Genomic DNA, 26,592 nt, shown 5'->3' with positions numbered 1-26,592 from the left:
GCTTCCTCTCATCCAAAGATCAACGATGTTTTTCCAATTTCTTCTCTAATTATCGGACTATTTAACAGGAAGGATGCTAAGAAACATTACGTTGTAACGCTCGTCACTGCTCTTTATTTCTACTACTCTTGAGGTTTCATATTACCCACTTCAACGTCGCCTAGTTTAGTAAAACTACTTTAGGTTAAGCGTGTTCAATATGTAACGCTCCGCTCAAATCCAGGAGACGTATTTCGGCTAAAAAATCAGCTAAATAAGATGAACTTCCGATTCATCTATTACATATGTCTGCGAGTGCTTACTGTTCTTATATCGCGTATTTAATAAGTCTAGTTTAATTACCGTTATAAGTTACGGTGTATCTTTTTTCTTTTTTCAGCATAATCCTCTACCTTGGAACGAAGCCCTCTCGCACTTTGTAATTAAATTACAAGATCAATCGCAACCAATATGGTTGGCAGATTAAATGCCCGAGGTAAATAATTGATATTATTGAGTTTAATTTATGATCTCTTTAAAAAAAGCCTAATTGCCTGTGCTACGAAAACTAAGGTTAACACGATTAGGTAAAATTTTACTAACTCGCTATTTAATCTTAAAGGCAATTGAACAAGATTAAAATCATATAGGTTTAGTAAATTGTAGTTACAGCGTAATTAGGGTGGTGTTTGGGAATGTAAAGGAATAGAAAATAGAAAGGCAAAAAAACAGGGCGTATGCCCTGTCCATGAATTGATTAGTTTTGTTGTTGTTGTTTTTCTGCGTACTCAGAACGAATCCGTTCGGCAACAATTTTGATAGCTTCTGCAGTACTTGTGCCCTTCGCCATCAATTCTTGAATTCTCTCTACAGCTTGTTGTTGCTCTTGGTGGGATAGAGGGGGTAAATCGTCAAACATAAAAAGCTCCTCATTTTGAGGAGCTGACTATAACGATTCAACTAATAGGTAGCAAGGAAATTAATGGATGCACCCATAGCGTTCTCGTTTGTGTACTGAGCTGCGATATCCAATTCGAACAACTTAAGTGGGGACAACCCGATGCCAGCAGTAATGGTTCCTTCGTCATTACTTCGAGCTAAGTTCTTCATATACCCTGCTCGTAATGCCATTTGACGCAAAATATCAAATTCAATACCAGCTCGAATCATTTGCGTATTATCATCAAAGGATGAAAAACGTTTTTCTTCGTTAAGATCGTAGTCAACACTCATCGTAAAGTAATCGGCAACAATCCCTGCCCCAACGGTGTATACAGGACGCATGCTATATTCGTATGATTTTATCGTATCGCTGCCATATTGGAATGATTTTGTTTTAACGTCTCTTCCGATCAAATTTTTCGCTGAAATACCGAGACGATATGGGCCAAAGAACCAAAGTGCGCCTGCGTCTAAGTTAAACATCGTTTCCGCGGTCTCATTTTCACGTAAGTCTTTAGTATCAAAATTCTGAAAACTCGTGGCGTATGAGTATGTGTATATACGCTGAAGTTTAGGAGTAACACCAAAAGAAAGGTGTTGATTCATGAAATTAGTGTATTTAGCAAGTGAAATACCTGCTTCAGCCACGCCAATAGAAACACCTTGTACATAGCTATCATCTAATGGATTAGTACCTGAGGTATCAACATTTGGTTGTACGAATGATTCAGTGTATAGCTTACCGTATGCAGTTGCAGATAAGAATTTGTTGGGAATACCAATGGCAACGACACCACCAAGATCAAAGTCTGTCTTTTTCCCATCGATAGCATCCATCGATTTTTTGATTTCATCGACGTCTGTCAATTTGCTGATGCGTTCGATCTCATCAACTAGATCATATTGATCATCGTAGCTGCCACCAAAACTTGGCACGATCATGCCTGCATCGTCATTTCGGCGATAAATCGCAGTAAGAGCGGGGTTGAAAAAAGGCGCAGTTAGATAAGTTGCTGATACGGTACCAACGCCACCCATTGCATCACTACGAGCCTCTATCGCATAAGTAGCAGCAGAAGCAGCATTAGCGAAAAGAAGAGTAGCAACAGAAGTGGCAAGAATTTTATATTTGTTTTTCATACTACACTTATGATTTTAGTTCGTCCTGAACCTTTATCGGCACAAGTAGTATTTCTTTAACTATTCTTCTTGGGAAAGATCATAGGTTCGGCTAATAGTTTGAGCCTGCTCAACAATTATATCGCCCTGCCAACGGCGACTATTGATACTTACCGCCAATACGTATCTATCGTTTGGGACACCCGCTAGCTCCAATGAATTTGGATAGTTAGACTCGTAAGTCTTTTTCCACATTTGCTCGTACTGGCCATCAATGTAGTCATACAAACCGACTTCAAGTTGCGGTAATGGACAATGGGGATTACGAAGTGCGCTCTTTTCTACTTTCCAATTCTCTTTAGATGTCCAACGAACATATTGAGAAGAGTTTGAATCTCCAAGTATTACCCAAGTTCGATACTCTTGTTTATCAGTAGAAACAACGGTTAAGTGATATAAACCAGCTTCAAGCTTACCTGTTAAGTTATAGCGTTTCGAGTAACTACGCTCGTTGGCAAGTTCTGTCCCGTTCGGCTGTTGTTCATAGCTGAATGAACTGTCCGCGGATATAGAATCATCCACCCATCGATTAAATGAAATATTTTCGATGTCAGTTGTAGCTCTTAGCTTGATCACCAATCTAAATGTATCTCGCCCAGGGCTTTGAATAGTCTGACGAATAACGTTCACACCACTTATCCAATCAGGCAGCGTTACACCAGTGAGAGCCTTGCCACAGTTTTTAGATAGTGACTGACCAAGAAGATCATTAAGGTGAGGAGTCAAATCTTTACTTGGTTCAGTTTGCCAGAGTTCAACAAGAGAGTTGAACATACCCGCAAGATCATCTTCAAGTAAGTGTTGATGTGCCTGTGTTAAAGGCGTGTTAGTTTGAAACCAGTCCATCGCATGGACTGGTTTCACTAACGCTAATGAGAGAACTACAGGGAGTAGTATTTTCATTACGACTTATGCTTTCATCTTGTAGCCAACACCACGAAGTGTTTCAATTTCCAGTCCTGGCAGTTTTTGACGAAGCTGCAGTACATGTGTATCAACCGTACGTGTTGTCGGGAAGTGATTGTAACCCCAAACGTGGTCAAGTAGCTCATCACGAGTAAACACGCGACCTAAGTTTGACGCCAAAAATAGCAGCAAATCAAACTCTGTTCGAGTAAGCGTAATTAGCTCGTCTTTATAAGTCACTTCACGAGTCGAGCGGTCAATCTCTAAGTCTTTCGTAATCACTTTATCAGCGTTGCTTTGTTCTGCTGAATCCGGTGCTCGTAGCTGTGCACGGATTCTCGCAAAAAGCTCCGCTTCAGCAAAAGGCTTTGTTAAGTAGTCGTTCGCGCCGGAATCAAGGCCTGCAACTTTATCTTTTACGGTAACAAGTGCTGTTAACAAGATAACTGGTACGTCTTTAATCTGTTTCCATTCTGGGAGACATTGTACAGAGTCACCATCTGGGAGTTGGCGATCGAGAATTACCAAGTCAGCTTTTTTCCATTGTGGCTCTACGTCTGCAATACGCTCCACATGTAAACACTCATATCCTGCTTGTTCCAGGCTTACTAACAGGCCGTCAGCCAAGTTTTTATCGTCCTCAACGAGAAGCAGTGTCTGTTTCACAAGGTATCTCCAATATAAAAGTTGTAGGTGGTCCCATTAAGGACATTTTTCCGCCCATGCGGCCTACCATAGATTCAACGATTGTTAATCCAAGTCCTAACCCGCTCTTACTTACGAACGGTTTCTTCAAATTTGCCCAATCTTTAGCCGTTAGGCCTCCTGCATCTCGGACTTGGAATACTATTTTTTCTTCACTAGTTGAGACATCCAATTCAACCGGTGCGACACCGTACTTAAGCGCATTACGAAGCAAGTTATCGATACAAGTTCCTAACCAGTACACATTAACTTTAGCAGCCACATCTTCATTGATGTTAAAAAGCACGGCACTATCAAATTCTTCTTCGATCTTAAATTCTAACCAATCTGCAACGGATGGTACCCAGTCTGTTGCAAGCATTTGGTTATCAGATTGCAAATAATCTTTACTCGCTTCTGCCAATTGACGCAGGCGGCGCGTATCTTCACACAATCTACGGAATTCGTCATACACACTTTCAGGCAAATGCTCGAACTCTCGACGAAAGCCCTCAACCGTTAGTGACAGAGATGCAATCGGTGTTCTGAGCTCATGCGTTAAAATTTGCAACACGAGCATTCTACTACGTAGTTCTTCTCGCTTGCTATTCCAACGGTACACCGCCCAACCAATCACCAAAAGAATATTGGCGATTACCAGTATGATCATACTGATCCGCAAAACTTGCGAGTGATCTTCTACATCCCAACAAATATTACCTCGTTTAACAAAGCAACTTTTGCTTTGAGACGCTAGAGCGTATGACAGACCCGCATTCGCTACGTTCTCTTGCCAGATATCTTTCTCGAAAACAAAGTAACGGTCACCACGTCTTAACCAAAGTTCGTTACCTTCAATAAACATGCTCGCGCCTGCAATCAAAGCATTAATGGCGTCGTCATCCATGTTTTTCAAGCTTTCTAGCAACTCATCCCCTTCCTCGTTATCACGCTCTTTTATATGCATGTACTGAGATAGTTTGGGTTTGAGTTCTGGATACTTATCCACATAACGTGCCGCATACGTCCCACCACCAGGGTGAATGAGACCACTACGCGAGAACCAACGAGGTGTCAGCTGCGTCCCTTTACAAATCGCCCTTGTAAATACTAAAGGCTCAGTAATTAAAGGACTTAATGGTAATTTGCCACGACAAGTATTCGCCAAGCTGTAAAGCTGTTGGATATCTTTTAACGGATAGTCAGACGTTTGCGGCAGAAGCGAATCTGGCGCAAGTAACTTGGTAGGATAATTTGATTGCAGAATACGAATATCGTACGACTTAAGAGCTACTTCATAGTTAAATAGCTCTGTAAACGTATCTATTCTTTCTGGTAGTGAATCGGAAAATGCAGGTGCCGAAAAAAGCGGCAATACAGTTGCAAAACCGAGCAAAAACTTTTTAATCAAACTGTTACCGTCACTTGTTACATTAGCCAAAACTATACATCAATCTACAAGCAATTGACATCTGCTAACAGAAGGATTTGCATTACTATAACATTGAAACGGAACAAAAAAGGGCCAGCGATTGCTGACCCTGTATAGTTTTAAATCAAGAATGGTTAAAGTGCTTTAAAAATAGACTCAACACTTTCTTTCGCATCACCAAATAGCATTGATGTATTTTCTTTGAAGAACAGTGGGTTCTGTACTCCTGCGTAACCAGTATTCATTGAGCGCTTGAATACCACTACGTTTTTCGCGTTCCATACCTCCAATACGGGCATACCAGCGATTGGGCTGTTCGGATCTTCCAGTGCGGCTGGGTTGACCGTATCGTTAGCACCGATAACCAATACGGTATCGGTTTCTGCAAAGTCATCATTGATTTCATCCATTTCAAGAACGATATCATACGGTACTTTTGCTTCAGCGAGTAACACATTCATATGCCCCGGTAGACGACCCGCTACTGGGTGAATCCCAAAGCGAACTTCAATACCTTGTGAACGAAGTACATCAGTAATTTCATGAACAGGGTATTGTGCCTGAGCTACTGCCATGCCATATCCTGGAGTGATGATTACTGATTTTGAGTTCTTCAACATCTCTGCAACTTCTTCAGCCGTTGTTTCACGATATTCGCCCTGCTCTTCGTCACCTGAAATCACTATCTCTTGACCAAAACCACCGGCAATAACACTGATAAACGAACGGTTCATTGCTTTACACATGATGTAAGAAAGAATCGCACCTGATGAACCTACCAAAGCACCTGTTACAATCAATAGATCATTTGCTAGCATGAAACCTGCTGCCGCTGCTGCCCAACCTGAGTATGAGTTCAACATAGAGACAACAACTGGCATATCAGCACCACCGATTGAAGCGACTAAATGGTAGCCGAATGCGAACGCGATCAAAGTCATCACAATAAGAGCGAACATGCTGCCATCTGCTTTTACGAAGTAGATCATAAGAAGCGTAGAGATAACAACCGCTGCGAGGTTCATTTTGTGCTTATGGGGCAGGTTAAGTGGCGACGAAGAAATCACACCACGCAGCTTACCAAATGCGACAATTGAACCGGTGAAAGTTACGGCACCGATGAACACACCCAAGAATACTTCTACAAGGTGGATAACATGCTCAGCATGTGTTGCTGCTTCTGGCGCATCTAGGTAGCTGTTGTAGCCAACTAAAACCGCAGCTAAACCTACAAAGCTGTGTAGAATCGCAACCAGTTCTGGCATCTCGGTCATTTCTACTTTCTTCGCATAGAAAATACCGATCGCACCACCTATCGCCATCGCGATAATGATCCAACCAAAACCTTGAGCATCTGGGCTAAAGATCGTCGCTATCAGCGCGATCGTCATACCAGCGATACCGTAGTAGTTACCATTACGAGCAGACTCTTGCTTTGAAAGCCCCGCCAAACTCATGATGAAAAATAATGCAGCAACAATGTAAGCTGCTTGTACTAATCCTGCAGACATTGTGACTCCTATTTATCTTTGCGGAACATTTCAAGCATACGCTTGGTGACGGTGAAACCACCGAAGATATTGATACTCGCGATCAATACGGCAATAAAAGATAGGAATGAAACGACGCCATTACCTTGTCCAATTTGCAGTAATGCACCAACGACAATAATGCCAGAGATAGCATTCGTTACTGACATTAGTGGTGTATGAAGTGCATGAGTAACATTCCATACTACGTAGTATCCGACAACACACGCTAGAACAAATACAGTAAAGTGAGAAAGAAACGCTGCCGGAGCAACCGATGCTACCCATGCAAAGGCTCCAACAGCCGCTGCCACACCAATAACTTTCTTCGTTGGAGACGTAGGTTCTTCTACTTTAGGCTCTGGCTTCACAGGCTGTTCTTGTTTCACTTGCGGCTGAGCTGAAACCTGAATTGGTGGCGCTGGCCAAGTAACTTCACCTTCTTTCACCACGGTAACGCCACGGATAACAACATCTTCAAAATCAATATTGATGTTGCCATCTTTCTCTTTACACAACAGTTTTAGAAGATTGACAAGGTTTGTCGCGTAAAGCTGAGAAGATTGTGTTGGCAAACGACCAACCATGTCAGTGTAACCAACAATTTTTACGCCGTTATCCGTCATGATAACTTGGTCTTTCACTGTATATTCACAGTTACCGCCATTAGCAGCTGCCAAATCGACAATAACACTGCCCGCTTTCATGCTGTCGACCATTTCTTTGGTGATCAACTTCGGCGCAGGTTTACCAGGGATGAGCGCGGTCGTAATAATGATATCAACATCTTTAGCTTGCTCTGCGTATAACTCTGCCGCTTTTTTGTTGAAGTCATCAGACATTTCTTTTGCGTAGCCATCCCCGGAGCCTGACTCCTCTTGAAAGTCAACGGTCAGGAACTCAGCGCCCATCGATTCAACTTGCTCTTTTACTTCTGGGCGGACGTCAAACGCACGGACAATGGCACCTAAGCTACCTGCAGCACCGATAGCCGCCAAGCCAGCGACGCCAGCACCCGCAACCAATACTTTCGCTGGAGGCACTTTACCGGCAGCCGTAATTTGACCTGTAAAGAAACGACCAAACTCATGAGCTGCCTCAACCACTGCACGATAACCAGCGATATTAGCCATCGAAGATAGCGCGTCTAAGGCTTGTGCACGTGAGATACGAGGAACGGAATCCATGGCAAGAACGTTAATGTTCTTACTTGAAAGTTGTTCCATCAACTCAGCATTTTGAGCCGGCCAAATAAAGCTAACCAGTGTTGCTCCATCTTGCAGTAACGCAATTTCGTCAATGCCTTGCTCATCATCCACAATTGGCGCATTAACTTTTAAAATAAGGCCAGATACCCAAACTTCTTCACTAGAAACGATTTTCGCACCAGCTGCTTCATAAGCGGCATCATCGAAACTCGCTAGCACCCCCGCTTGGGATTCAATCGCGACATCGAATCCCAATTTTATTAACTGCTCAACCGACTTCGGCGATGCAGCCACTCGCGATTCACCCGCGAGTATCTCTTTAGGTACACCGATTTGCAAAACGCATACTCCTTGTATACATATCAATAAATTAGTCCCAAAACAGAGCGTCGCTCTACTCTAATTCTTTTTTATTTCTATCTGTTTACCACGCAAGACAATTGCAAACGAAAGATGATGTTTGGGGACACCCATTTGCACAATAACACCTTGACTAACAGCCCTGTTATTATTCTGTTTGTATCGAACGCGTCTCATTACTTCAAGTCTTTTGTAATTTAAATACTAAATTTCATTACATATAACGCTAAGTAATGAATGATTGTCGCTCTGTGCTCGAAAAATAACAACGCAACACCGTACTAGACTGAGGTCTAACCAGGTAACGATTAAATACTGACTTAACAGAGATTTAAGCGTTAAAAAGAAAGAGCCACTAGCATATACACTAATGGCTCTTTTTAAGATGACTGGAATCAAATTGCAGTAAATTGCTAGTTGAAGATTTTATCGCCCATTTGATCAATAAACATTTGAGATTTCTTCAACATTAGGTCATTGGCATCTTGCTCTGAGCCAAGTAAATCGGAGCGAATAAACCGATGTGTTTTCACTTCATCATTGTCATGCTTTTCTATTCGACCAGCGATGCGATATTGTCCGCCCTCTGAAAGGCTCTCTGGGTAAATAAAGAAACCTTTATACTCAACTGGCTCGATAGTTTTAGCTTCAGCGGTTTTCTCACTACCACCAAACAAACGCGAAAAAAATCCCACGATTCCTCCTTGGGTCAGCTCACTAGTCAACTGAGCGACTCTTACTTAATATTAACGTTAAGGATCGGTTTTTCATACCAATCCAACTCTTTGTCATCATCATAACTAGTATGGGAAAAAATTACAGGCACATCATACTCTCGGTTTTTACGCCTGTCTTCTTTCACCATTTCTGCGGCGTTTTTCACCGCTATATCCGCGCTTTGCTTAAACTGGCTTAATTTTTGTTCAGGAAGTGAAGACAAAAAATCAATATCATGACGGATATAGACAGGCTTGAGCTGGATAAGCGCAAGGCAAGCAATATCGGCTAACTGTTCGTTGTCATACTGTTCTAAAAATTCGGGCAAACTGAGAACCTGGCCTACTAATGTTTCCATGTAATTGTGCACATCTGAGCTTATCTGCATCTGTAAATCTCCTTTTTCCTATGAAATGAGTATAGCAACGACTTGTTTATAACAACTTATTGATTGCTCTTAATTTAATCAATCTCTCTCTTTTTGCCGTAATGTCTTCCAAAATACTTGGGAAAAGGAACAAATAGACGTATTCTTGCTAGTTCTCAAAGTTCGAAATTCAATAACGGATAAATATCCATATTGATAAAACGATTTACCTAACCAATTATATAGTCAACTATTTTCAGGCAGTTTGTAATAGATGTCCTCATCGTCAATGACTTCATCAGGCTTCAGATTCTTATTCCCTTTTTTGCTACTGGGCATAGTGAGTTCGGGCATGGACAGCATTATTCAGATGACTCAGGCAAACTGGGGCATTGCCGCAAACTTGCCGTACATACTATTAGGTTGTGCGCTACTCCTTTGTTATTCATTTAAGCAAGGCAGAGAGTCCATGGTGTGCATGGCAATGTTGCTAGCCTACTTCGTGATACAGCATCGCCTACAAGTCCCGCTTCAAAGTGGTACCGCTTTACTTGAGCTAACCATTTTAGCCACGTTACTTCCTGTCTCGTTTCTTACGGTATTTTTGTTTAGTAAAGAAGGTTTTGACTCCAGAGCCATGTTGACTTACATCTTGATGTTAGCAATGTTCGTTCTTTGGTCTTATCTAACGCTAGCATATTACGTTGAAGGAGGGTTTGAACAATGGACAAGCGGTATTTTATTTATTGTACCGACGGTCTCTAAACTGCCTTTCATTCTTGTTTTATATTGCGTGGGTATTGTCTGTTTTCTTGGAATTCTTGTTTTAAAGAAGAATGAAATTATCCATGCGATGACCTACTCTGCCATGGTATTGGCGTCTGCGACGTTCATTTTCTTTGATGTGCAGTACATATCAAGCACCATGTTTACGCTAACAGGGCTGCTTATCATTATTTATGCCGCTTCCGCTAGCCATCAACTGGCTTTCACCGATAGCCTAACGCTGATTCCGAGCAGACGTGCACTTGATCTCGATCTAAAACACATGGGTAAGAAGTTCACGATCGCAATGCTTGATGTTGACCATTTTAAAAAGTTTAACGACACCTACGGTCACGATACTGGTGATGACGTTCTAAAAATGGTCGCTTCGCGCCTCACTAAAACCCCAGGCGGCGCAAAAGTTTATCGATTTGGCGGAGAAGAATTTACCATCGTTTTTAAAGGCAAATACACTGACGAATGTAAGAACTTTTTGGAAGAAGCTCGCAAATCGATTGCAGAATACGAGATGATATTACGCGATGAAGAATCTCGCCCTGAGAACCATAAACAAGGACAAAAACGTCGTGGTAGCAACAGTTCCAAAAGAAAGTCGGTTTTTGTTACCGCAAGTTTCGGAGTTGCTGATAGCCGGAATGGGCAAGCTCCTCTGGACGTCATTAAATCAGCGGACGAAGCACTTTACAAAGCGAAAAAGGCCGGACGTAACTGCATAAAGCTTCGTTAGACTCTCACCAATCGTGAAAGTTAACAAGCTTGTCTGGGTTTACAACAAAACCGAACTTCCCCATCAGCATAATAACTGCACTCATCGTTGCCACTATCCCGATGTTATCTATCTAATCAAAGGTATAAGGTATACGCCCGATTGCGACATTCCGTTCGCACTGTTTGCCTATCTTACTTTGAGTGAGCTTTAAAATAACCACCAAAAAGTGACAACGCAACAAAAAGAGTGGCGTTCATAAGATTTTGTTTTTAAAGAGAATTAACTAAAGTATGTGTGTTTCTTCCCAAAGACTTCGAGGTATATAGCGCTTTATCAACGGTTGCATACAAGTCTGATTGCACTTCTTTCCCTGTCGGTTGAAAAACAAAAACACGCTGTGACACTGTCACTCTATTTGACACACTAGAATACTCATGTGGGTAATCGAGAAAATACATAGCCTCTTGTATACGCTCGGCTTCTCTTTCTGCTGTTTGAGTGTCGGTACACCCTAGCAACACGACAAACTCTTCTCCACCATATCGACCTACATATTCCCCAGAGCGACAAAAAGTAGCCTTGAGTTGATTCGCAATCGCTTGCAAGCAACGATCGCCTTCAATATGACCGTAATTATCATTAAACGGTTTAAAAAAATCGACGTCCAATAGAATCAAAGCCATTGGCATGTTGTGACGGCCATGCCATGCAACCATCGATTCCAACTTATGGTCGATATAACGGCGGTTATAGAGTTTGGTTAGGCCATCTTCATTCGCTTGTTGAGTCAAAAGTTGATTAACTTGCTCTAATTGAGCTGTCGCTTGTTTAAGCTCTCGTCTCATATGAGCAATACGCTGCATTGCGATAAGTTTAGAGTTCAGTACCAGTTTATCTACCGGCTTAATTAAATAGTCATCACCGCCCGCGTCTATGGCTTTAGCAATCATTTCTGGCTCTTCGTGACTACTCAAGAAAATAATTGGGATCCAATCCGGAAACGTTTCTCTTATATGAAGAGAGACTTCAAAACCGTTCATATCTGGCATTGATATATCGAGTAACACCAGTTCCGGATCAAAACTCTCGTAGGTATTTAACGCCTCTAGTCCACTACCTACGGCTTTTACAATATGTCCAAGTTGCTTTAGACGAATAGCCAACTGCATCCTGTCTAGCTGAACATCGTCAACCAGAAGGATTCGCATCGATGTCCCTGTCGGTTGCATAACGCGTTCCATTTTTAATTATGTCTTTATTAAACATATACCATACTCATAGAGTTGTTGCATTCGACTCATAATTAAGTGCTATATTTTTGTTTGAATATCACGGAATCCATTGCATAAAGCAGTTAGACTGGACGTTACCCTATCTAATCATAGCCTGTGAGCAGAAGTTCAACAAACTCATTCACTTTGGTCATCTTGCGGACTAATGGGTATAGCTATTTGATGCATTTGGTATTAATATTCCCGCCTTTTTGTAATGAGAGACACACCATGTCAGAAGCAACTAACAGCGAAAGCAAAAAAATCGATCTAGCCAGCATTTCTCCAGAGCTACGTAAAGTTATCGAATTTGACGAAGTTCCAGAGCAAATGTTCGAAATGGTTACCTCTATCCATGAAGTGTCTGAAGAAGCGGTACGTGAATCATGGGACGAAATGCCAGCAAGTGCACAGAACATTCTAGACAACTTTGAACAGTTTCATGCTCTAGTTTCTGTAGGCCAAGCATTCGCTGGTATTAATGTGATGGAAGAGTTTCCGACTCTTAATCTGCCAGAAAACATGACAGATGAAGATAAAGAAGAATACCGTGCTCAACTACTTGATAATGTGCTTCACAACTGTGTGAAAGACATGGTTAAGCAACTTAAGAAAGCACGTCGTGACCCACTTCTTAAGCGTGAATTCAAAGAAGTATTCGCGAAGTAATTCCGACATTCTTCTAGTAACAAAGGCCGCACTTTGCGGCCTTTTTTGATCATGAAGCGTAAATCAGTCTAAACGGTTAATGAGGCGCTAGTGCCATATCTTTTTGTGTCACACTGACACCTTTAATTTGTGCAAAAACACGGCTACCAATTTTTAGGTTGAGATCGTCAAGGGCCCACGGTGTGATCGTTGCCCACAAATAACATTTCTCGTCTAGCTTGAGTGATACATTAATACTCTGTTTGTCATCGGCTGCGTTAAACACTTCGATGGAATCGACAATAGCAGGCAGAATATTTCGAATCGACGTCGCCTTGGGCTGCTCGAGCGTGATAGAAACGTCGTTGGCACGCACTTGCAAGCGTATTGGCGTGTCTGGTGTTCCGTCAATCTTTTGCACCCACAGGAATACATTAGGTGCAAGGCTGATACAAGTCAGTGCATAACGTTCATGATGTTCAGCAATCCGGCCTTCAAATAAGCTGCTTTGATCTGAGAAAGATTGCCATGGACGCATAGCATGAGAAGCCCACACTTCTTCAAGCTTACCTGAACTCGAAATTTTACCTTGGTCAATAATTGCAAGGTGCTGAGCAAGCCTTAAAATTTCCTGGAGACTGTGTGTGACATAGATAATAGGGATATTTACCTTCTCCGACAACTCCTCAAGAAAAGGCATTACCTCACGCTTTCTTGGCATATCGAGTGAGGCAAGTGGCTCATCCATCAAAAGCAAATTGGGTTTAGATAGCAATGCGCGCGCAATCGCAACACGTTGCTTTTCACCACCAGAAAGTGATACCGGAAAGCGCTTTAGTAACGGTTTGATAGACAAGAGTTCGGTGACTGCATCAAAATACTCGTCATCTTTTTCTTTAACGCCATATAACAAATTGCCTTGAACCGAATAGTGAGGAAACAAACGTGAATCCTGAAACACATAACCAATACCACGCTTGTGCGTTGGTAGGTTGATTCCCTGTTCACTGTCAAACAAAACATGCTCACCAACCGCAACATACCCTTGCCTTGGAGTTACCAATCCGCTGATGATGTTAATCAACGTCGTTTTACCAGCACCAGATCGTCCAAACAAGGCACTAATTCCGTTACAGGGTAACTTAAGTTTGATGTCGAAGTCAGTCTCACCAAGCATTTGTTTAAATTGGACTTTAATCGTCATTGCTTCGCACCCAATCTGCTTGCCGCTTTACGATTTAGCCATTCAGAGATCATTAATGTAGACAAGGCTAACGCGATAGAAATGATACACAGACGAGCCGCCTGCATTTCTGCACCTGGCGTTTCAATAAAGTTGTACATTGCCAGCGGAATCGTTTGGGTCTCACCCGGAATGTTAGAGACGAAACTGATCGTCGCCCCGAATTCGCCAAGACTACGAGCAAATGACAGCATCGTGCCCGTAATAATTCCGGGAATGGTCAGTGGTAACGTGATGGTGAGAAACACTTTTAAAGGAGAAGCGCCTAACGTAGAGGCTGCGTGCTCCAATTTAGGGTCGACGCTATCTAAGCTTAAGCGTACTGAACGAACCATCAAAGGCAAAGCCACGACAAGACAAGCGACTACTGCCCCTTTCCAATTAAAGCTAAAGACTACCCCTAAGTTTTCATAGAGCCACTTTCCAAGGAACCCTTGTCGTCCTAAAGAAATCAACAACAAATAGCCGATTACCACTGGCGGCAATACCAGTGGTAAATGAACTAAGCTATCGAGAATCGATTTACCAAAGAACGTTTTTCGAGAAAGTAGCCAAGCAAGAAAAACGCCGAGAGGAATCAGCCAAAGTACTGCGTACGCGCCTACTTTGAGGCTTAACATTAAGGCTTGGTATTCCAGTTCTGTCACGCTTCGTTCCTATAATTGAAGGCCGGTTTATTGCTGAAAGCCATATTGAGCAAAAACGCGTGCGGCTTCGTCCGATTTTAGGTACTGGAAGAACTGCTCCGACTCAGTAGAATCATTCACAATTGCAGCCGGGTAAACAATAGCCGCATGCGTATCACTCGCAAATTCGCCGACAATTTTGACTTTATCAGTTAACTGAGCATCGGTTTTGTAGACCACACCTAAAGGCGCTTCTCCACGTTCAACCAACGCCAAAGCTAAGCGCACATTCTTTGCTGGTGCGACGTGAGTTTGAACCGCTTTCCATACACCCAGTGTAGTCAATGACTCTTTCGCGTACATACCAGCAGGTACTGACGTCGGATTGCCTAAAGCAAGACGATTTCCATGCAATGCCTTCTCCCATGCCTTTGCATCAGAAAAGTTAAATGAGGTTAATTCTGAAGACTGAGGAGCAATCAACACTAAGCTATTGCGCACTAGATTTGTGACATTGTCACGATAAATGACGTCTTTATCGACCAAATAATCCATCCATTTCGTGTTCGCAGAAATGAATACATCCGCTGGTGCGCCATTGATAATTTGTCGAGCGATAGAAGAAGAACCACCATAAACGGGAGTAATAGAAACGTCATACTTTTCTTCAAAGTTTTGCGCGATCTCGTTAATCGCATTCGTCATAGAAGAGGCTGCATACACTTTTAGGTTCGTTGATGCGTTTGCTGAAAATGAAATGCTTAATACTACCGTAAGGCAAGCATACTGTTTCCATGCTTTCATAGAGATACTCCAATACAAGGCAAGCGAAAGAACAGGTTATTTAAATATAAAGTTCAATCAGTTAATGGGCTATTTAAACAAAAAATCAAGGCGCACATGTTGTTCTATCGCATCTGCGATGCGATTAATGCCTTGCTCCTTTAACTCTTCAAAGTCTTGTTGTTTGATTTGGGTGCCGTTTACCCATTCTGATACCAGGCTTAAGACAGCTGCCTCGTCAAAGAACCCGTGAAGGTAGGTTCCCATGATTTGGCCACACTCGCTGATCGCCCCCTCCGCTTCACCGGAACTGAATGTAAGAGGTTGCAGGCCCCGTACTTCACTTCGCCCTACGTGGATTTCATAACCCTTTACATTGGCTGTTTTGCCGTTAAGAGAAAGCTGTGCTTGTGTGTTTGTAAGCTGTTTGCTGTTAGTTAGCGTCGTAGTGATATCAAGCAAGCCAAGTCCTTCGCTTTGACCTGGTTGGCCTTCGACGCCGTTTGGATCATCAATCAAGTTTCCAAGCATCTGGTAGCCGCCACAGATACCAATCACTTTTCCACCAAGACGAATATGACGCAAGATATCTTTATCCCACCCTTGGCTTCTTAGATACTCTAAGTCGTCTCTCACTGATTTGGTCCCAGGCAAAATAACAAGGTCGGCTTTATCTATTTTTTCGCCTTTACCTACATAACGTAGATTGATATCTGGATTCAATCGCAGCACATCAAAATCAGTATGATTACTAATCCGGGTTAAAACAGGCACAACAACATTCAGTTTTACCTCAGAGTGCAACTCTTGCTGCGCAGTGATCGCGTCTTCTGCTTCTAAATTCAAACCATGAAGAAAAGGAAGTACACCAAGTACAGGTTTACCTGTTTTTTCTTCTAGCCAATCGAGGCCCGATTGCAATAAACGAATATCACCTCGAAAACGGTTGATAACAAATCCTTTTACTCGCGCTTGTTCAGATTCAGAAAGTAACGCAAGTGTTCCGTACAAATGTGCAAACACTCCACCACGATCAATATCAGCAACAATGATCACTGGTACATCAGCGGCCTCAGCAAAACCCATGTTTGCAATATCGCCTTCTCGTAAATTGATTTCAGCAGGACTCCCCGCGCCCTCGATAATGATCGAATCAAATTCTTGAGTCAGACGAGAGAAGGAATCTAACACCGTGTCCATCGCCACTTTCTTGTAATCATGAAAGCCAGCCGCATCCATATTGGAAATCGCCTTACCCTGCAAAATGATCTGAGCACCTGTATCACTGTTAGGTTTAATTAAAACCGGATTCATATGTACGGTTGGCTCAATATTACACGCCTGTGCCTGAACGGCCTGTGCTCGACCTATTTCACCGCCATCTTTGGTTACCGCACTATTTAGTGCCATGTTTTGTGGCTTAAATGGGGCAACATTTATCCCTTTTCGTGCTAATACACGGCATAAACCTGCCACAAGGACACTTTTTCCGGCATCCGAAGTGGTGCCTTGAACCATTAAAGATGGGATCGCTGATTTCATGAACATTTGTAAGGAATAGAGGAAGATGAACAATCATAACGTCATCGTCCCCACTTACTCAAGCAAATGAATAGAATATGAATGTTGAAATCATCATTGGTTCAAACAAGCCCTGCTTTAATGACCCCATCAAAACAAACCGATGAGGATGTAACATGAAAAAGAATACAATTATCGCAACAATCGCCGCCTTAGCTATTGCTCCTTCTATCGCGTTCGCGAAAGATAACGCTCAAAACCAATCAAACTTGCAGTTTAACGGTCCTGTCACTGTGGAAAAATTGGATGCCTTGCTAAACGACTCCAATATGTTTACTGAAAAAGATGTGGTCGTTGAAGGTAACTTATTGCGTCAAGTTCGCGCGGATAAGTTTGTCTTTAGCGATGGTTCCGGTGAAGTGATGGTCGAACTCGATGACGATATTCAGCTAAATACTCCGATTGATCACACGACTAAAGTCCGTCTGTTTGGCGAATTTGAAGGCGGAAATAAGCCAGAGATTGAAGTCGAACAACTCGTGGTCATGTAAAACAAAACCCCGATTGCTGTGCATATCAACATGATGTAGTGACGATTACAGCTAAATAGTGACGGCAAGCACTTAAAATGATAGCTTTATCAATCTTGGTCTGCTTTTTGCAGACCATTTTTTTGTTCATTTTAATCATCTTGCCCGGAGACACCATGCTAGGTAAAGCTCTAAAGGTTGCAGCCTTTGGTTTGTGTGCTATTTTGCCACTTTCCGCACATGCAAATAATTTCAACTACAACACGATGGAATTTCGCATGGGTACTAGCCCTGGTACATTTGGTGGCGAGTTCAATACCTACTTTACAGAGAATACCCATTTCATTGCTCGCGCAGACAGTGAGTTTAGCGGAGACTGGGACATTGCTGGTGGTATAGGCTTTAATGGGCCAGCAGGCCAATTTGCAGATATTTATGGCCAAATGTTGGTACACAACATTAAGGAGAACGGCAGTGATAAAGTGGGCGACGAGTGGCGCACGGAAGTGAATATTGGCACTCGTATTTGGTTTATGCAAAATGTTGAGCTACATGGCCGTATCGGCCAAATCATAGATAATGACGATTCGAACACCATTTACAATCTGGGCGCACGATTCCACTCAACTCAGCAACTATCGCTTGGTGCAGATTTCAAAAATAATGGTGTCTATGGCCAGCAAATTGTAATGTCTGCTCGTTTTGCATTTTAGTGGACATGACTACTAGGGCATCACAAGCAAGCATATGATTCAATAAAAATAGCCTCCGATTTTGGAGGCCATTTTTTGTTAATCACGAATTATTAGCTTGTAGCAGAAACCAGCTTTAATACATCAGTTTTTAGCGGTTTTTTTAGGTTTATCTTGCACATATTTTTTCGATACATCTACAACGGCGATATCTCTAAAAAAGCTTCGACCAAGCAAAATTGGAAACGTCATATGTCCGCGATCCGCTAACGTAAACTCTGTCTTTTCTTTGTGATCCCCAACGGTAATGTAGGCTATTACCACCGCTCGTTTATCCACCTCTTCTGACGAAGACTGCTTAACTTTAGCCCAGCGCTCAACGGGTACTTTAAACTCTTTGGTGTCTTTGTCACCTAAATCTATCTTAAATTTAACCCAGTCTTTACCATCACGCTCAAACGGAACAATGTCAGTCGCACTAATTGATGATGTTGTCGCACCTGTATCGACTCTAGCCTTGAAAGTCTGGTCAATTTCAGGAACATAAACCCATTCTTCAGAACCAAGAATTAACATGCCATCGGGTGTTTTTGTGACCTTGACTGGCTTCTTAGGTTTTGGTTCCGGCTTTTTCTCAGGTTTCGCTTCTGGTTTGGGCTCCACCTCTGGCTTTGGATCTACATCAGGTTTCACTTCTGGCTCGACTTTAACGGGCTCTTCGACCTTTGGCGACTCTGGCTCAACAGGTTCCTGCGTCGTTTGAGTTGACGTACAAGCAATTAAACTGCCGCTCATCATAAGCGGCAGAATCAGTTTCCAGTTTTTCATCCACACTCCAATTAAGCTTGAGATACTTTCTTAATTGCGTCCGCTACGTATGGAATATGAGTTTCGGTAAGTCCGGCAATGTTAATTCGACCATCGCCAACACCATAAATGCCATAATCTTCACGCAGTTGCGCCATTTGGTTTCCACTAAAGCCTAGCACAGTAAACATGCCTTTGTGACCCTCAATGAAATCAAATTGATCTGTATTATGGTTGTTTCTCAACTCGTTACACAAACTTTGACGAAGGCTAACCAAACGATGTTGCATTTCACTCAATTCTTGCTTCCAAACGGAAGTGAGCTTGTCATCTTGCAGAATGGTCTTGACTAAAGCTGCACCATGGTCGGGTGGCATCGTGTAAGTCGAGCGAGCTAGAGTGAGGAGTTTACCTTTTGCATTGGTTACATCATGCATGTTCTTACCAACCACAATCGCTGCACCAGTTCGTTCACGGTACAAACCAAAGTTCTTCGAACATGAAGTAGTAATCAACATCTCTTCAACGTTATCTGCCATAAAACGAAGACCTTTTGCGTCTTCTTCTAGGCCATCACCGAAGCCTTGGTAGGCAATGTCCACAAATGGGATGAAACCGTTCTTCTGCGACAATTCTGTAATGGCTTGCCAAGCAGATAAGTCAATATCCGCACCAGTTGGATTGTGGCAACAACCATGAAGAAGTACCACATCTGAAGGCCCAGCTTTCGCAAGATCATCCATCATTTTTGCGGTGTCTACTTGTTTCGTTTCCGAAGAGAAATAGTGGTAGAACTTAACTTTAAGGCCTGCTGCTTCCATTACTGGCTTGTGGTTTACGTAGCTTGGGTTGGAAATCCAAACCGTCGTATCTGGCTGTGCGATCTTCATCAGATCACCGAGCATACGCAGCGCACCACTTGCACCTGGCGTTTGAATTGCTGCAACACGATCCATTGCAGACGTTCCCGTCAGCAGCAAATCGATCATGCTTTTATTAAATTCTTCGCAACCCGCAAGACCAACATAAGACTTGGTTTTTTGAGTTTCAACAACGACATCCTGCGCCATTTGAATGGCTTTCATAATCGGCGTTTCGCCTGCGCTGTTTTTGTATACGCCAATGCCAAGGTCAACCTTGTTTGGACGTTCATCGTTACGGTATGCAACGGATAGAGATAAAATAGGATCTAATACGGGAGTTGGGAGATTAGAAAACATGAAAGTCATAACCCTTTGAAATTCAAGTACCGAACCTCACGTTAACACCATCGCAAAAAATGACGAAATGATTTTTCACTTATTTCATCAATTAGAGAACAAAATTCTGGATTGCGGTGAGTTTTGTGCGCTCTATCGTTCAGAAAAAGAACGATTCACTCCTCGTCGTACCAATCCACTCTACCGTTTTTTCTAAACTCTCTTGGTGTCATGGTCGACCACGCTTTAAAACGTGTACTAAAGTTAGCGCTGGTCGGATATCCGACTATTTCTCCAATATGCTGAATTGGCCATTCTGTTGAACGAAGTAACCTAGCAGCATATTCCATGCGCATACGCGTTAAATGTGCCATTGGGCTTCGACCAAACTGCTTTTGAGTCAGTCGATGCAAATGAGGCTCCGAACATGGATATAGAGCCGCTACCTGCTCAACGCTCCAATCCTTATGGAGCTGACGTTGGACAAGGTCAAATACACGCCGAAGCCTCAATTGGCTGCGTGATATCGACTCTGAGGGCTGCATGTTTAACATCAGCTCTAACTGAGCCACACTATGCTCACCTACCGCACCACCATAATCGATTGGAAGGTGAATGCTGCGTAGTAGTGTTTGGATACATGCATACATCACTTCAGGTGTAGATGAAAGCTGGTAGCGAACATCGCATTCTAATATCGGCCACTCTCTATCAGGAGCAAGAAAAAGCCACGCGATCTGCCAAGGTTCTTCTTCTATACCAAAACCGTTTTCAACACCTGCGGGTACTGTAATCAACGAGCCCGGTTCCAAATCGTATCGATAAGTCCCACTCTCTAGCCACCCTTTACCACGCACCGTATAGAGCAGCATGTGTTTCTTTTGGTTTTTACGATAAACAGAGAAGAAGTCACGACAAGTGGCAATGCCGCACTGCACAATGCCTCTCTCCTCAAGTGCTAATACTCGACTGTGATCAATAAACTCTTGATAAGTTTTTTCTGAAATCGCGTAGCGTTCTTGTTTATCTTCCATGATTTATTGGCTCACATGTGCGTTAGTAGAGAGTTTTACAAAGGTTTTGGATTCCTTTGAAAAATACACCGCCAAATCATGAGGATAAACTACTCGCATTAATCTTTAAGGAGAAATGCGATGCTCTTAACACGCGAATACATCGATAAAGCATTTTGGCAAAAGCTGATTACGATTGGCCTACCTGTTTCACTTCAGTCCATGCTTTTTTCTTTGCTCGGCGTCGTGGATATTTTCATGGTAAGCCTACTCGGTGAATCTGCAACGGCAGCAGTTGGAGTTGGAAATCGTATCTTTTTCTTCAACCTAGCGGTTGTCTTTGGCCTGTGCGGTGCAGTTACCGTACTTGCTTCTCAATACTACGGCTCAGGAAACCTAGCCGGAATTCGCAGAACGTTGGCGCAATCTTGGTTTATTTCCATTTTGGTGACGCTGCCGTTTATCGTTCTTTATGCGATTTTTGATGAAGAGATCGTCTCTTTTATGTCAGACGATCCTGAATACGTCACTTATGCACGTGATTATCTTGTGGTTACGGGCTTTAGCCTCATTGCTACGGCGATAGTAGTACCGATTGAAGCGGTATTGCGCTCCGTGGGCCAAACCAAACTGGCAACCAACGTTAGTATCTCCGCCATTGTCGTTAACGTCGCGCTTAATTATGTATTGATTTTTGGTTTACTTGGTTTCCCTCAATGGGGCGTATTTGGTGCAGCCGTAGGTAGTTTTGTTTCTCGATTTTTCCAAACGGCCGTCTTGATTTATTTTTTCTACAAACGATATGCTTACCTAATTCCGACTAAGTTCGATTGGGTACAAGGCCGCTTAAAACAGTATCGAAAAAAGTACTTTAAGGTTTCTTTACCCATGTTGGTCCACGATGCGCTTTGGACTGGTGGATTGATCGTTTACAGCATCATCTATGGTCAATTGGGCGTTTCAGAACTGGCGATCATCTCATTCTTATCACCGATTGAAGGGGTACTGATTTCAACCTTTATGGGATTTGCGGTCGCTGCATCCGTTCTTCTTGGGAATGATATTGGTGCAAAACATTATGACCGAGTCGAGAAAACGGCGTGGTGGTATGTGTTAACCAGCGCAATCTTAGCCACCTTGCTGTTTTTCCTAGTGTGGTTGAGCTCGCCCATGATTCATCACCTATTGGTACTGAGCCCGTTAACCGATGCAGACATGGCACTTAACGTATGTTTAGTCATGGCGCTAGGTATGATTTTGAGGGTGTTTAACATGGTTGGGATTGGCGGCGTACTAAAGAGTGGCGCTGATATTCGCTATAGCATTTTCATCGACACGTTCGGTCAGTGGGCTATTGGCATCCCCCTTACTTATTACACAGGCATGGTGTTAGGGCTGCCTTTGCATTTTGTCTTGATGTCTCTGCTCGCGGAAGAGTTAGTGAAAGGCGTACTGACGACTTACCGTATTCAATCTAAACGTTGGATAAATAATATGGTTGAAGATGACCAATCGGTGACAGCGTAACCAAAAAGACATTAACGAACTCACACCAAAAGGGCTCACCCGTTATGCACGCGTGAGCCCTTTTTATGTGCAGAGAATGCTTGATTAGATGTCCGTAAAGCGATGAATGATTTGGTTTGAACTGCCACGCCATTCGAGATTGAGGTCTTTCTTGTCTTGTTCAAACTTACCATCAATCAAAACATCGATGTATTGCACCACTTCCCTTTGCGCGTTATTCAGTTCCGTCAGCGTGTAGCCAGTCCAAACCCAAATGTCTTTACCTGGGCACTCCTCTCTCACCCTTTTCACTATCTTCAAAATATGAGGCACATTAGCAGGGTGAAGCGGATCTCCACCCGACAACGACAAGCCACGGCGTTTGATACGCGTGTCGTTTAAGTCAGCGATGATTTTGTCTTCCGCTTCTTGCGTGAAAAGTACACCAGAATCCAAACGTTGCGTCGACTGGTTATAACACCCTCGGCACTGATGCACACAACCCGACACAAACAGCGTGCAGCGCGTACCCGGTCCGTTAACAACGTCAATTGGATAGTATTGGTGGTAATTCATAATGCGTCTCTGTGTTATCGCGAAAGAGAAAATCAACCTGTTTAAAGTTGATTTTCAAAGTGTTAAAACGAGTGGTAGTAAACCTTACAGGTGTTTAACTCGGCGCTTCACTTCTTCTTGCTTACCGAAGTTAAACGGGCGTGCATCTGGGCTGCCTAGGTAGCCACAAACTCGACGTGTTACTGATACTTTAGTTGAGTCATGGTTACCACAGCTTGGGCAAGTGAAGCCTTTACTTGTACAGTCAAACTCGCCGTTGTAGCCACACTCGTAGCACTCATCAATTGGCGTGTTTGTACCGTAGTAAGGCACTCGGGTGTAACTGTAGTCCCATACGTTTTCTAGTGCTTCAACGTTACGTTGCATGTTCGGGAACTCGCCGTAACAGATAAAGCCGCCGCTTGAGATTTCTGGGTAAGGCATCTCAAAGTCGATCTTGTCGTATGGGTTCACCTTCTTCTCAACATCTAGGTGGAAGCTGTTGGTGTAGTAACCTTTGTCTGTTACGCCTTCAATTACGCCGAACTCTTTCGCATCGATGCGGCAGAAACGGCTACATAGGTTTTCACTTGGCGTTGCATATAAGCTGAAGCCATAACCTGTTTCGTCAGCCCATTGATTCACAGCATCTTTTAGATGCTTGATGATCGCGACCGCTTTTTCACGCAAAACAGCGTCATCATAAACGTGCGCTTCTGTACCGAATAGCGCGTTAATTGTCTCGTGTACACCGATGTAACCAAGAGAAATAGACGCACGACCGTTCTTGAAGATATCTGCGATTGAGTCGTCTGCTTTCAAGCGAACACCACATGCGCCTTCCATGTATAGGATTGGGGCCACACGTGCTTTCACGTTTTCAAGGCGAGAGATACGTGTCTCTAGTGCTTTACGAGCAAGACGTAGGCGGTCATTTAGAAGCTCGTAGAATTTCTCTTCGCTTCCGTTTGCACGGATAGCGATACGAGGAAGGTTCAAGCTCACGACGCCAAGGTTGTTACGACCTTCGTGAATCAGCTCACCGTTTTCTTCGTAAGTACCAAGGAAGCTACGGCAACCCATTGGCGTTTTGAATGAACCGGTTACTTCCACTACTTTGTCGTAGTTAAGAATGTCTGGGTACATACGCTTAGACGCACACTCAAGCGCAAGTTGCTTGATGTCGTAGTTTGGATCTTCTGATTTGTGGTTCAAACCATCTTTGATGCCGAATACAAGTTTAGGGAATACCGCTGTTTTACGGTTCTTGCCTAGACCTGCAATACGATTCTTCAGAATCGATTTCTGGATCAGGCGTGATGCCCAGCTTGTACCAAGACCAAAACCGAACGTAACGAATGGGGTTTGACCGTTCGCTGTATGCAGCGTGTTTACTTCGTATTCTAGAGATTGAAATGCGTCGTAACACTCTTTCTCAGTGCGCGATTTTGCGAACTCTTCTGGCTCAGCAATGTTCCACTCTTTTGCGATCTCTAGGTGTTTCTCGTAGCTTGTGATTACGTACGGTTCTAGAACCTCATCAATACGGTTGATGGTTGTACCGCCGTAAATGTGGCTCGCGACTTGAGCAATGATTTGCGCTGTTACCGCTGTTGCAGTCGAAATTGATTTTGGCGTATCAATCTCAGCGTTACCCATTTTAAAACCATGCGTCAGCATGCCTTTAAGATCGATAAGCATACAGTTAAACATTGGGAAGAACGGTGCGTAGTCTAAATCGTGGTAGTGAATGTCACCCACTTCGTGCGCTTGAACCACATCGCGAGGAAGAATGTGCGTCTTCGCATAGTGTTTCGCTACGATACCAGCCAACAAGTCACGTTGAGTCGGAATTACTTTGCCGTCTTTGTTCGCGTTCTCGTTGATTAGATCCAGATTACTTTCTTCAATCAAACCTTCGATTTCGCGAGTTAGTGCACTTTGCTTCTCACGAGCGATGTCGCGATCGTGGCGATATTCAATGTAAGAACGCGCTAGGGCTTTGTAAGGACCTTGCATGAGTTCATTTTCGACTAAGTCTTGAATCTCATGGATGTGAACTTCATCGTGTTCTCTTAACTGTAACTCGACAGCAAGAGCCACATTAAGAGCATAAATAGCGACATCTTTATCTTTGTTTTCCGCTGCTGCTTCAACTGCTGCTTGGATACGATCCCTGTTGAACGGAGCTCTTGATCCGTCGCGTTTGATTACGATTGGTTTCACCTTGTTCTCCTTACCCGAGCATACTCACAGAGTTATCCACAAACACACTATATGGGGTTATTTTTTATTCTAGCAACACAATATATTGTGGCGTATTTAACGAGAAGCACCACTCGAAAACATTGATTTTGATCAATAAAGATTGGCTAGCGAACAAGAAGAAATCGATCTTATTGGCGTTGATCTCAGTTGCGAAGAAAACCATGAAAATTGCAAAATTGGTACTAAATCTACTTGCTATTTTTGGAGGTCTTGTAGGATAAAGGATGGAAAGGAATACGCTAAAAGATAGGAGTGCAACAGGCCAAAATGCGATCACTTTTTGTTACGTTAATATTACTTTTTAGTTCTCTTTCATTTGCTCAAAACTCCATCAATCTAACCAGTTGGAACATAGAATGGTTATCTATAGATGGTGGAAAAGTGTCGAGAACACCACAAGATTTTGAAAAACTGACCCACTATGTGGATAAAACACAAGCCGACATTCTTGCTTTTCAAGAAGTCGAAAGCGTCGCTGCAATGCAAAAAGCTGTTGGCAATGACTTCACTATCTATCTTTCCGATCGTTCAAACGCCTCCAACCGACACCTTCAGTTTAACGACACCAACCAATACACAGGCTTTGCCGTGCGCAATGGCGTAAGCGTATTAGACAAGCCAGACTTCTCTATCACACGAGGCAACAGCAAGCTGCGCTTCGCGAGCTACCTTGTTTTAAATCCAAACCAAGAAAACGAGACTCACCTACTCTCTGTACATCTGAAAGCGGGTTGCAGTGGCGCGTATCGTAATAACCGCGATTGTAAGATAGTGAAACAACAAGGACAGGCACTAGCTAAGTGGATAAAGGCGCGCGAGGACAACAAACAACATTATGTCGTGCTTGGCGACTTTAACCACAACTTGGGTTATCAAGGAGATTGGTTGTGGGACGTGATATCGGACAATACTAGTGCAAAGCTAGTGACTAAAGAGACTAAAGCGGAATGTAAAGTGCGTTCTAATCGTAATCCGAATAAAACCCACCAATTCCGCTCGGTGATAGACCACATTATTGTGAGTGGTGATTTAAAGGCGTCGTCTGGTGTTCAAACCGTTTTCAAAACACAAGATGTACTCGACTATAAACTGAGTGACCATTGCCCGGTTTCTACGACACTCACTTTTTAGC

25 protein-coding genes are annotated in these 26,592 nt (G+C 43.0%); 6 read left to right on the top strand and 19 right to left on the bottom strand.

All coding sequences use genetic code 11. The annotated features are described in order from the left end of the window. Positions 1-736: 736 nt before the first annotated feature. From R7Q47_RS05755 to R7Q47_RS05715, 9 genes are all read right to left on the bottom strand, one after another. Complete coding sequence (locus tag R7Q47_RS05755; protein WP_005376257.1) at positions 737-898, bottom strand: YoaH family protein; 162 nt, start codon at positions 896-898, stop codon at positions 737-739. Between the two features lie 41 nt (positions 899-939). Next, the gene (locus R7Q47_RS05750) at positions 940-2,061 is read right to left on the bottom strand and encodes a conjugal transfer protein TraF (protein ID WP_085569025.1); all 1,122 of its coding nucleotides are present in this window, start codon (positions 2,059-2,061) and stop codon (positions 940-942) included. A 60-nt stretch (positions 2,062-2,121) separates the two neighbouring features. Then, positions 2,122-3,003 carry a DUF2861 family protein gene (locus R7Q47_RS05745; protein WP_053303637.1) on the bottom strand — a complete coding sequence of 294 codons (882 nt, stop codon included), beginning with the start codon at positions 3,001-3,003 and terminating at the stop codon, positions 2,122-2,124. Between the two features lie 6 nt (positions 3,004-3,009). Further along, complete coding sequence (gene vxrB, locus R7Q47_RS05740; RefSeq protein ID WP_005376251.1) at positions 3,010-3,672, bottom strand: response regulator transcription factor VxrB; 663 nt, start codon at positions 3,670-3,672, stop codon at positions 3,010-3,012. Continuing rightward, entirely contained in the window at positions 3,647-5,101 is a 1,455-nt protein-coding gene (gene vxrA, locus R7Q47_RS05735) for a sensor histidine kinase VxrA (RefSeq protein ID WP_025767766.1), read from the bottom strand. Before vxrA ends, vxrB begins: the two co-directional genes overlap by 26 nt. A 155-nt stretch (positions 5,102-5,256) precedes the next feature. Next, complete coding sequence (gene pntB / locus R7Q47_RS05730; protein ID WP_005376248.1) at positions 5,257-6,633, bottom strand: Re/Si-specific NAD(P)(+) transhydrogenase subunit beta; 1,377 nt, start codon at positions 6,631-6,633, stop codon at positions 5,257-5,259. A gap of 8 nt (positions 6,634-6,641) precedes the next feature. Continuing rightward, complete coding sequence (locus R7Q47_RS05725; protein WP_248486340.1) at positions 6,642-8,198, bottom strand: Re/Si-specific NAD(P)(+) transhydrogenase subunit alpha; 1,557 nt, start codon at positions 8,196-8,198, stop codon at positions 6,642-6,644. A 434-nt stretch (positions 8,199-8,632) separates the two neighbouring features. Further along, positions 8,633-8,914: an HlyU family transcriptional regulator gene (locus R7Q47_RS05720; protein WP_031781167.1), complete on the bottom strand. Its 282-nt coding sequence runs from the start codon at positions 8,912-8,914 to the stop codon at positions 8,633-8,635. A gap of 41 nt (positions 8,915-8,955) precedes the next feature. Further along, positions 8,956-9,324: a late competence development ComFB family protein gene (locus R7Q47_RS05715; protein WP_005376241.1), complete on the bottom strand. Its 369-nt coding sequence runs from the start codon at positions 9,322-9,324 to the stop codon at positions 8,956-8,958. Between the two features lie 253 nt (positions 9,325-9,577). Here R7Q47_RS05715 and R7Q47_RS05710 point away from each other — a divergent pair, with 253 nt between their 5' ends. Beyond that, a complete protein-coding gene (locus R7Q47_RS05710; RefSeq protein WP_248486338.1) occupies positions 9,578-10,816 on the top strand; it encodes a GGDEF domain-containing protein in 1,239 nt (412 codons plus the stop codon). A 251-nt stretch (positions 10,817-11,067) separates the two neighbouring features. Here R7Q47_RS05710 and R7Q47_RS05705 read toward each other — a convergent pair whose 3' ends face one another. Continuing rightward, a complete protein-coding gene (locus R7Q47_RS05705) occupies positions 11,068-12,027 on the bottom strand; it encodes a diguanylate cyclase (protein WP_318088681.1) in 960 nt (319 codons plus the stop codon). Between the two features lie 273 nt (positions 12,028-12,300). Between R7Q47_RS05705 and R7Q47_RS05700 the strand changes: the two genes are divergently transcribed. Beyond that, complete coding sequence (locus R7Q47_RS05700) at positions 12,301-12,738, top strand: DUF3069 domain-containing protein (RefSeq protein ID WP_005376232.1); 438 nt, start codon at positions 12,301-12,303, stop codon at positions 12,736-12,738. A gap of 76 nt (positions 12,739-12,814) precedes the next feature. On the opposite strand, the gene modC is transcribed toward R7Q47_RS05700, so the two are convergent. From modC to R7Q47_RS05680, 4 genes are all read right to left on the bottom strand, one after another. Continuing rightward, positions 12,815-13,921 (bottom strand): molybdenum ABC transporter ATP-binding protein ModC, encoded by a 1,107-nt coding sequence (gene modC / locus R7Q47_RS05695; RefSeq protein ID WP_005376229.1) that lies wholly within the window; start codon positions 13,919-13,921, stop codon positions 12,815-12,817. Continuing rightward, entirely contained in the window at positions 13,918-14,607 is a 690-nt protein-coding gene (gene modB / locus R7Q47_RS05690; protein ID WP_005376227.1) for a molybdate ABC transporter permease subunit, read from the bottom strand. Before modB ends, modC begins: the two co-directional genes overlap by 4 nt. Positions 14,608-14,634: 27 nt before the next feature. Continuing rightward, entirely contained in the window at positions 14,635-15,390 is a 756-nt protein-coding gene (gene modA, locus R7Q47_RS05685; RefSeq protein ID WP_005376225.1) for a molybdate ABC transporter substrate-binding protein, read from the bottom strand. Between the two features lie 69 nt (positions 15,391-15,459). Next, positions 15,460-16,911 (bottom strand): cobyric acid synthase, encoded by a 1,452-nt coding sequence (locus tag R7Q47_RS05680; RefSeq protein ID WP_053308076.1) that lies wholly within the window; start codon positions 16,909-16,911, stop codon positions 15,460-15,462. Between the two features lie 155 nt (positions 16,912-17,066). Between R7Q47_RS05680 and R7Q47_RS05675 the strand changes: the two genes are divergently transcribed. Continuing rightward, a complete protein-coding gene (locus tag R7Q47_RS05675; RefSeq protein ID WP_005376220.1) occupies positions 17,067-17,441 on the top strand; it encodes a YgiW/YdeI family stress tolerance OB fold protein in 375 nt (124 codons plus the stop codon). Between the two features lie 155 nt (positions 17,442-17,596). Then, positions 17,597-18,133: a hypothetical protein gene (locus R7Q47_RS05670; RefSeq protein WP_017634623.1), complete on the top strand. Its 537-nt coding sequence runs from the start codon at positions 17,597-17,599 to the stop codon at positions 18,131-18,133. A 123-nt stretch (positions 18,134-18,256) separates the two neighbouring features. Here R7Q47_RS05670 and R7Q47_RS05665 read toward each other — a convergent pair whose 3' ends face one another. The 3 genes from R7Q47_RS05665 to R7Q47_RS05655 all read right to left on the bottom strand — a co-directional run bounded on the left by R7Q47_RS05665 (position 18,257) and on the right by R7Q47_RS05655 (position 21,152). Beyond that, positions 18,257-18,940 carry an ATP-dependent zinc protease gene (locus R7Q47_RS05665; protein WP_318088680.1) on the bottom strand — a complete coding sequence of 228 codons (684 nt, stop codon included), beginning with the start codon at positions 18,938-18,940 and terminating at the stop codon, positions 18,257-18,259. A gap of 11 nt (positions 18,941-18,951) precedes the next feature. Next, entirely contained in the window at positions 18,952-20,139 is a 1,188-nt protein-coding gene (locus R7Q47_RS05660; protein WP_005376216.1) for an aromatic amino acid transaminase, read from the bottom strand. Positions 20,140-20,294: 155 nt separating this feature from the next. Next, the gene (locus R7Q47_RS05655; protein WP_005376215.1) at positions 20,295-21,152 is read right to left on the bottom strand and encodes an AraC family transcriptional regulator; all 858 of its coding nucleotides are present in this window, start codon (positions 21,150-21,152) and stop codon (positions 20,295-20,297) included. A gap of 120 nt (positions 21,153-21,272) precedes the next feature. On the opposite strand from R7Q47_RS05655, the gene R7Q47_RS05650 reads away from it, so the two are divergent. Further along, on the top strand, positions 21,273-22,658 hold the full coding sequence (locus tag R7Q47_RS05650; protein WP_005376214.1) for an MATE family efflux transporter: 1,386 nt from the start codon (positions 21,273-21,275) through the stop codon (positions 22,656-22,658). A gap of 84 nt (positions 22,659-22,742) precedes the next feature. On the opposite strand, the gene nrdG is transcribed toward R7Q47_RS05650, so the two are convergent. After that, positions 22,743-23,213 (bottom strand): anaerobic ribonucleoside-triphosphate reductase-activating protein, encoded by a 471-nt coding sequence (gene nrdG / locus R7Q47_RS05645; protein ID WP_017634628.1) that lies wholly within the window; start codon positions 23,211-23,213, stop codon positions 22,743-22,745. An 84-nt stretch (positions 23,214-23,297) separates the two neighbouring features. Beyond that, a complete protein-coding gene (gene nrdD, locus R7Q47_RS05640) occupies positions 23,298-25,418 on the bottom strand; it encodes an anaerobic ribonucleoside-triphosphate reductase (protein ID WP_318088679.1) in 2,121 nt (706 codons plus the stop codon). Positions 25,419-25,727: 309 nt separating this feature from the next. Here nrdD and R7Q47_RS05635 point away from each other — a divergent pair, with 309 nt between their 5' ends. Next, a complete protein-coding gene (locus R7Q47_RS05635; RefSeq protein WP_033907051.1) occupies positions 25,728-26,591 on the top strand; it encodes an endonuclease/exonuclease/phosphatase family protein in 864 nt (287 codons plus the stop codon). Position 26,592 lies beyond the last annotated feature (1 nt).

The organism is Vibrio sp. Vb0349 (genome assembly GCF_033338975.1).
This window is presented reverse-complemented; position numbering and strand designations above follow the sequence as displayed.

What these genes read in the sequence shown, in the direction of transcription:
- R7Q47_RS05715 (WP_005376241.1), bottom strand. Translation starts at nt 9,324, where the DNA reads ATGCAGATAAGCTCAGATGTGCACAATTACATGGAAACATTAGTAGGC.
- R7Q47_RS05660 (WP_005376216.1), bottom strand. Translation starts at nt 20,139, where the DNA reads ATGTTTTCTAATCTCCCAACTCCCGTATTAGATCCTATTTTATCTCTA.
- modC (WP_005376229.1), bottom strand. Translation starts at nt 13,921, where the DNA reads ATGACGATTAAAGTCCAATTTAAACAAATGCTTGGTGAGACTGACTTC.
- modA (WP_005376225.1), bottom strand. Translation starts at nt 15,390, where the DNA reads ATGAAAGCATGGAAACAGTATGCTTGCCTTACGGTAGTATTAAGCATT.
- R7Q47_RS05635 (WP_033907051.1), top strand. Translation starts at nt 25,728, where the DNA reads ATGCGATCACTTTTTGTTACGTTAATATTACTTTTTAGTTCTCTTTCA.
- pntB (WP_005376248.1), bottom strand. Translation starts at nt 6,633, where the DNA reads ATGTCTGCAGGATTAGTACAAGCAGCTTACATTGTTGCTGCATTATTT.
- R7Q47_RS05710 (WP_248486338.1), top strand. Translation starts at nt 9,578, where the DNA reads ATGTCCTCATCGTCAATGACTTCATCAGGCTTCAGATTCTTATTCCCT.
- R7Q47_RS05755 (WP_005376257.1), bottom strand. Translation starts at nt 898, where the DNA reads ATGTTTGACGATTTACCCCCTCTATCCCACCAAGAGCAACAACAAGCT.
- R7Q47_RS05675 (WP_005376220.1), top strand. Translation starts at nt 17,067, where the DNA reads ATGAAAAAGAATACAATTATCGCAACAATCGCCGCCTTAGCTATTGCT.
- nrdG (WP_017634628.1), bottom strand. Translation starts at nt 23,213, where the DNA reads ATGAATTACCACCAATACTATCCAATTGACGTTGTTAACGGACCGGGT.
- R7Q47_RS05670 (WP_017634623.1), top strand. Translation starts at nt 17,597, where the DNA reads ATGCTAGGTAAAGCTCTAAAGGTTGCAGCCTTTGGTTTGTGTGCTATT.
- R7Q47_RS05665 (WP_318088680.1), bottom strand. Translation starts at nt 18,940, where the DNA reads ATGAAAAACTGGAAACTGATTCTGCCGCTTATGATGAGCGGCAGTTTA.
- R7Q47_RS05650 (WP_005376214.1), top strand. Translation starts at nt 21,273, where the DNA reads ATGCTCTTAACACGCGAATACATCGATAAAGCATTTTGGCAAAAGCTG.
- R7Q47_RS05705 (WP_318088681.1), bottom strand. Translation starts at nt 12,027, where the DNA reads ATGCAACCGACAGGGACATCGATGCGAATCCTTCTGGTTGACGATGTT.
- R7Q47_RS05745 (WP_053303637.1), bottom strand. Translation starts at nt 3,003, where the DNA reads ATGAAAATACTACTCCCTGTAGTTCTCTCATTAGCGTTAGTGAAACCA.
- R7Q47_RS05750 (WP_085569025.1), bottom strand. Translation starts at nt 2,061, where the DNA reads ATGAAAAACAAATATAAAATTCTTGCCACTTCTGTTGCTACTCTTCTT.
- R7Q47_RS05680 (WP_053308076.1), bottom strand. Translation starts at nt 16,911, where the DNA reads ATGAAATCAGCGATCCCATCTTTAATGGTTCAAGGCACCACTTCGGAT.
- R7Q47_RS05700 (WP_005376232.1), top strand. Translation starts at nt 12,301, where the DNA reads ATGTCAGAAGCAACTAACAGCGAAAGCAAAAAAATCGATCTAGCCAGC.
- R7Q47_RS05655 (WP_005376215.1), bottom strand. Translation starts at nt 21,152, where the DNA reads ATGGAAGATAAACAAGAACGCTACGCGATTTCAGAAAAAACTTATCAA.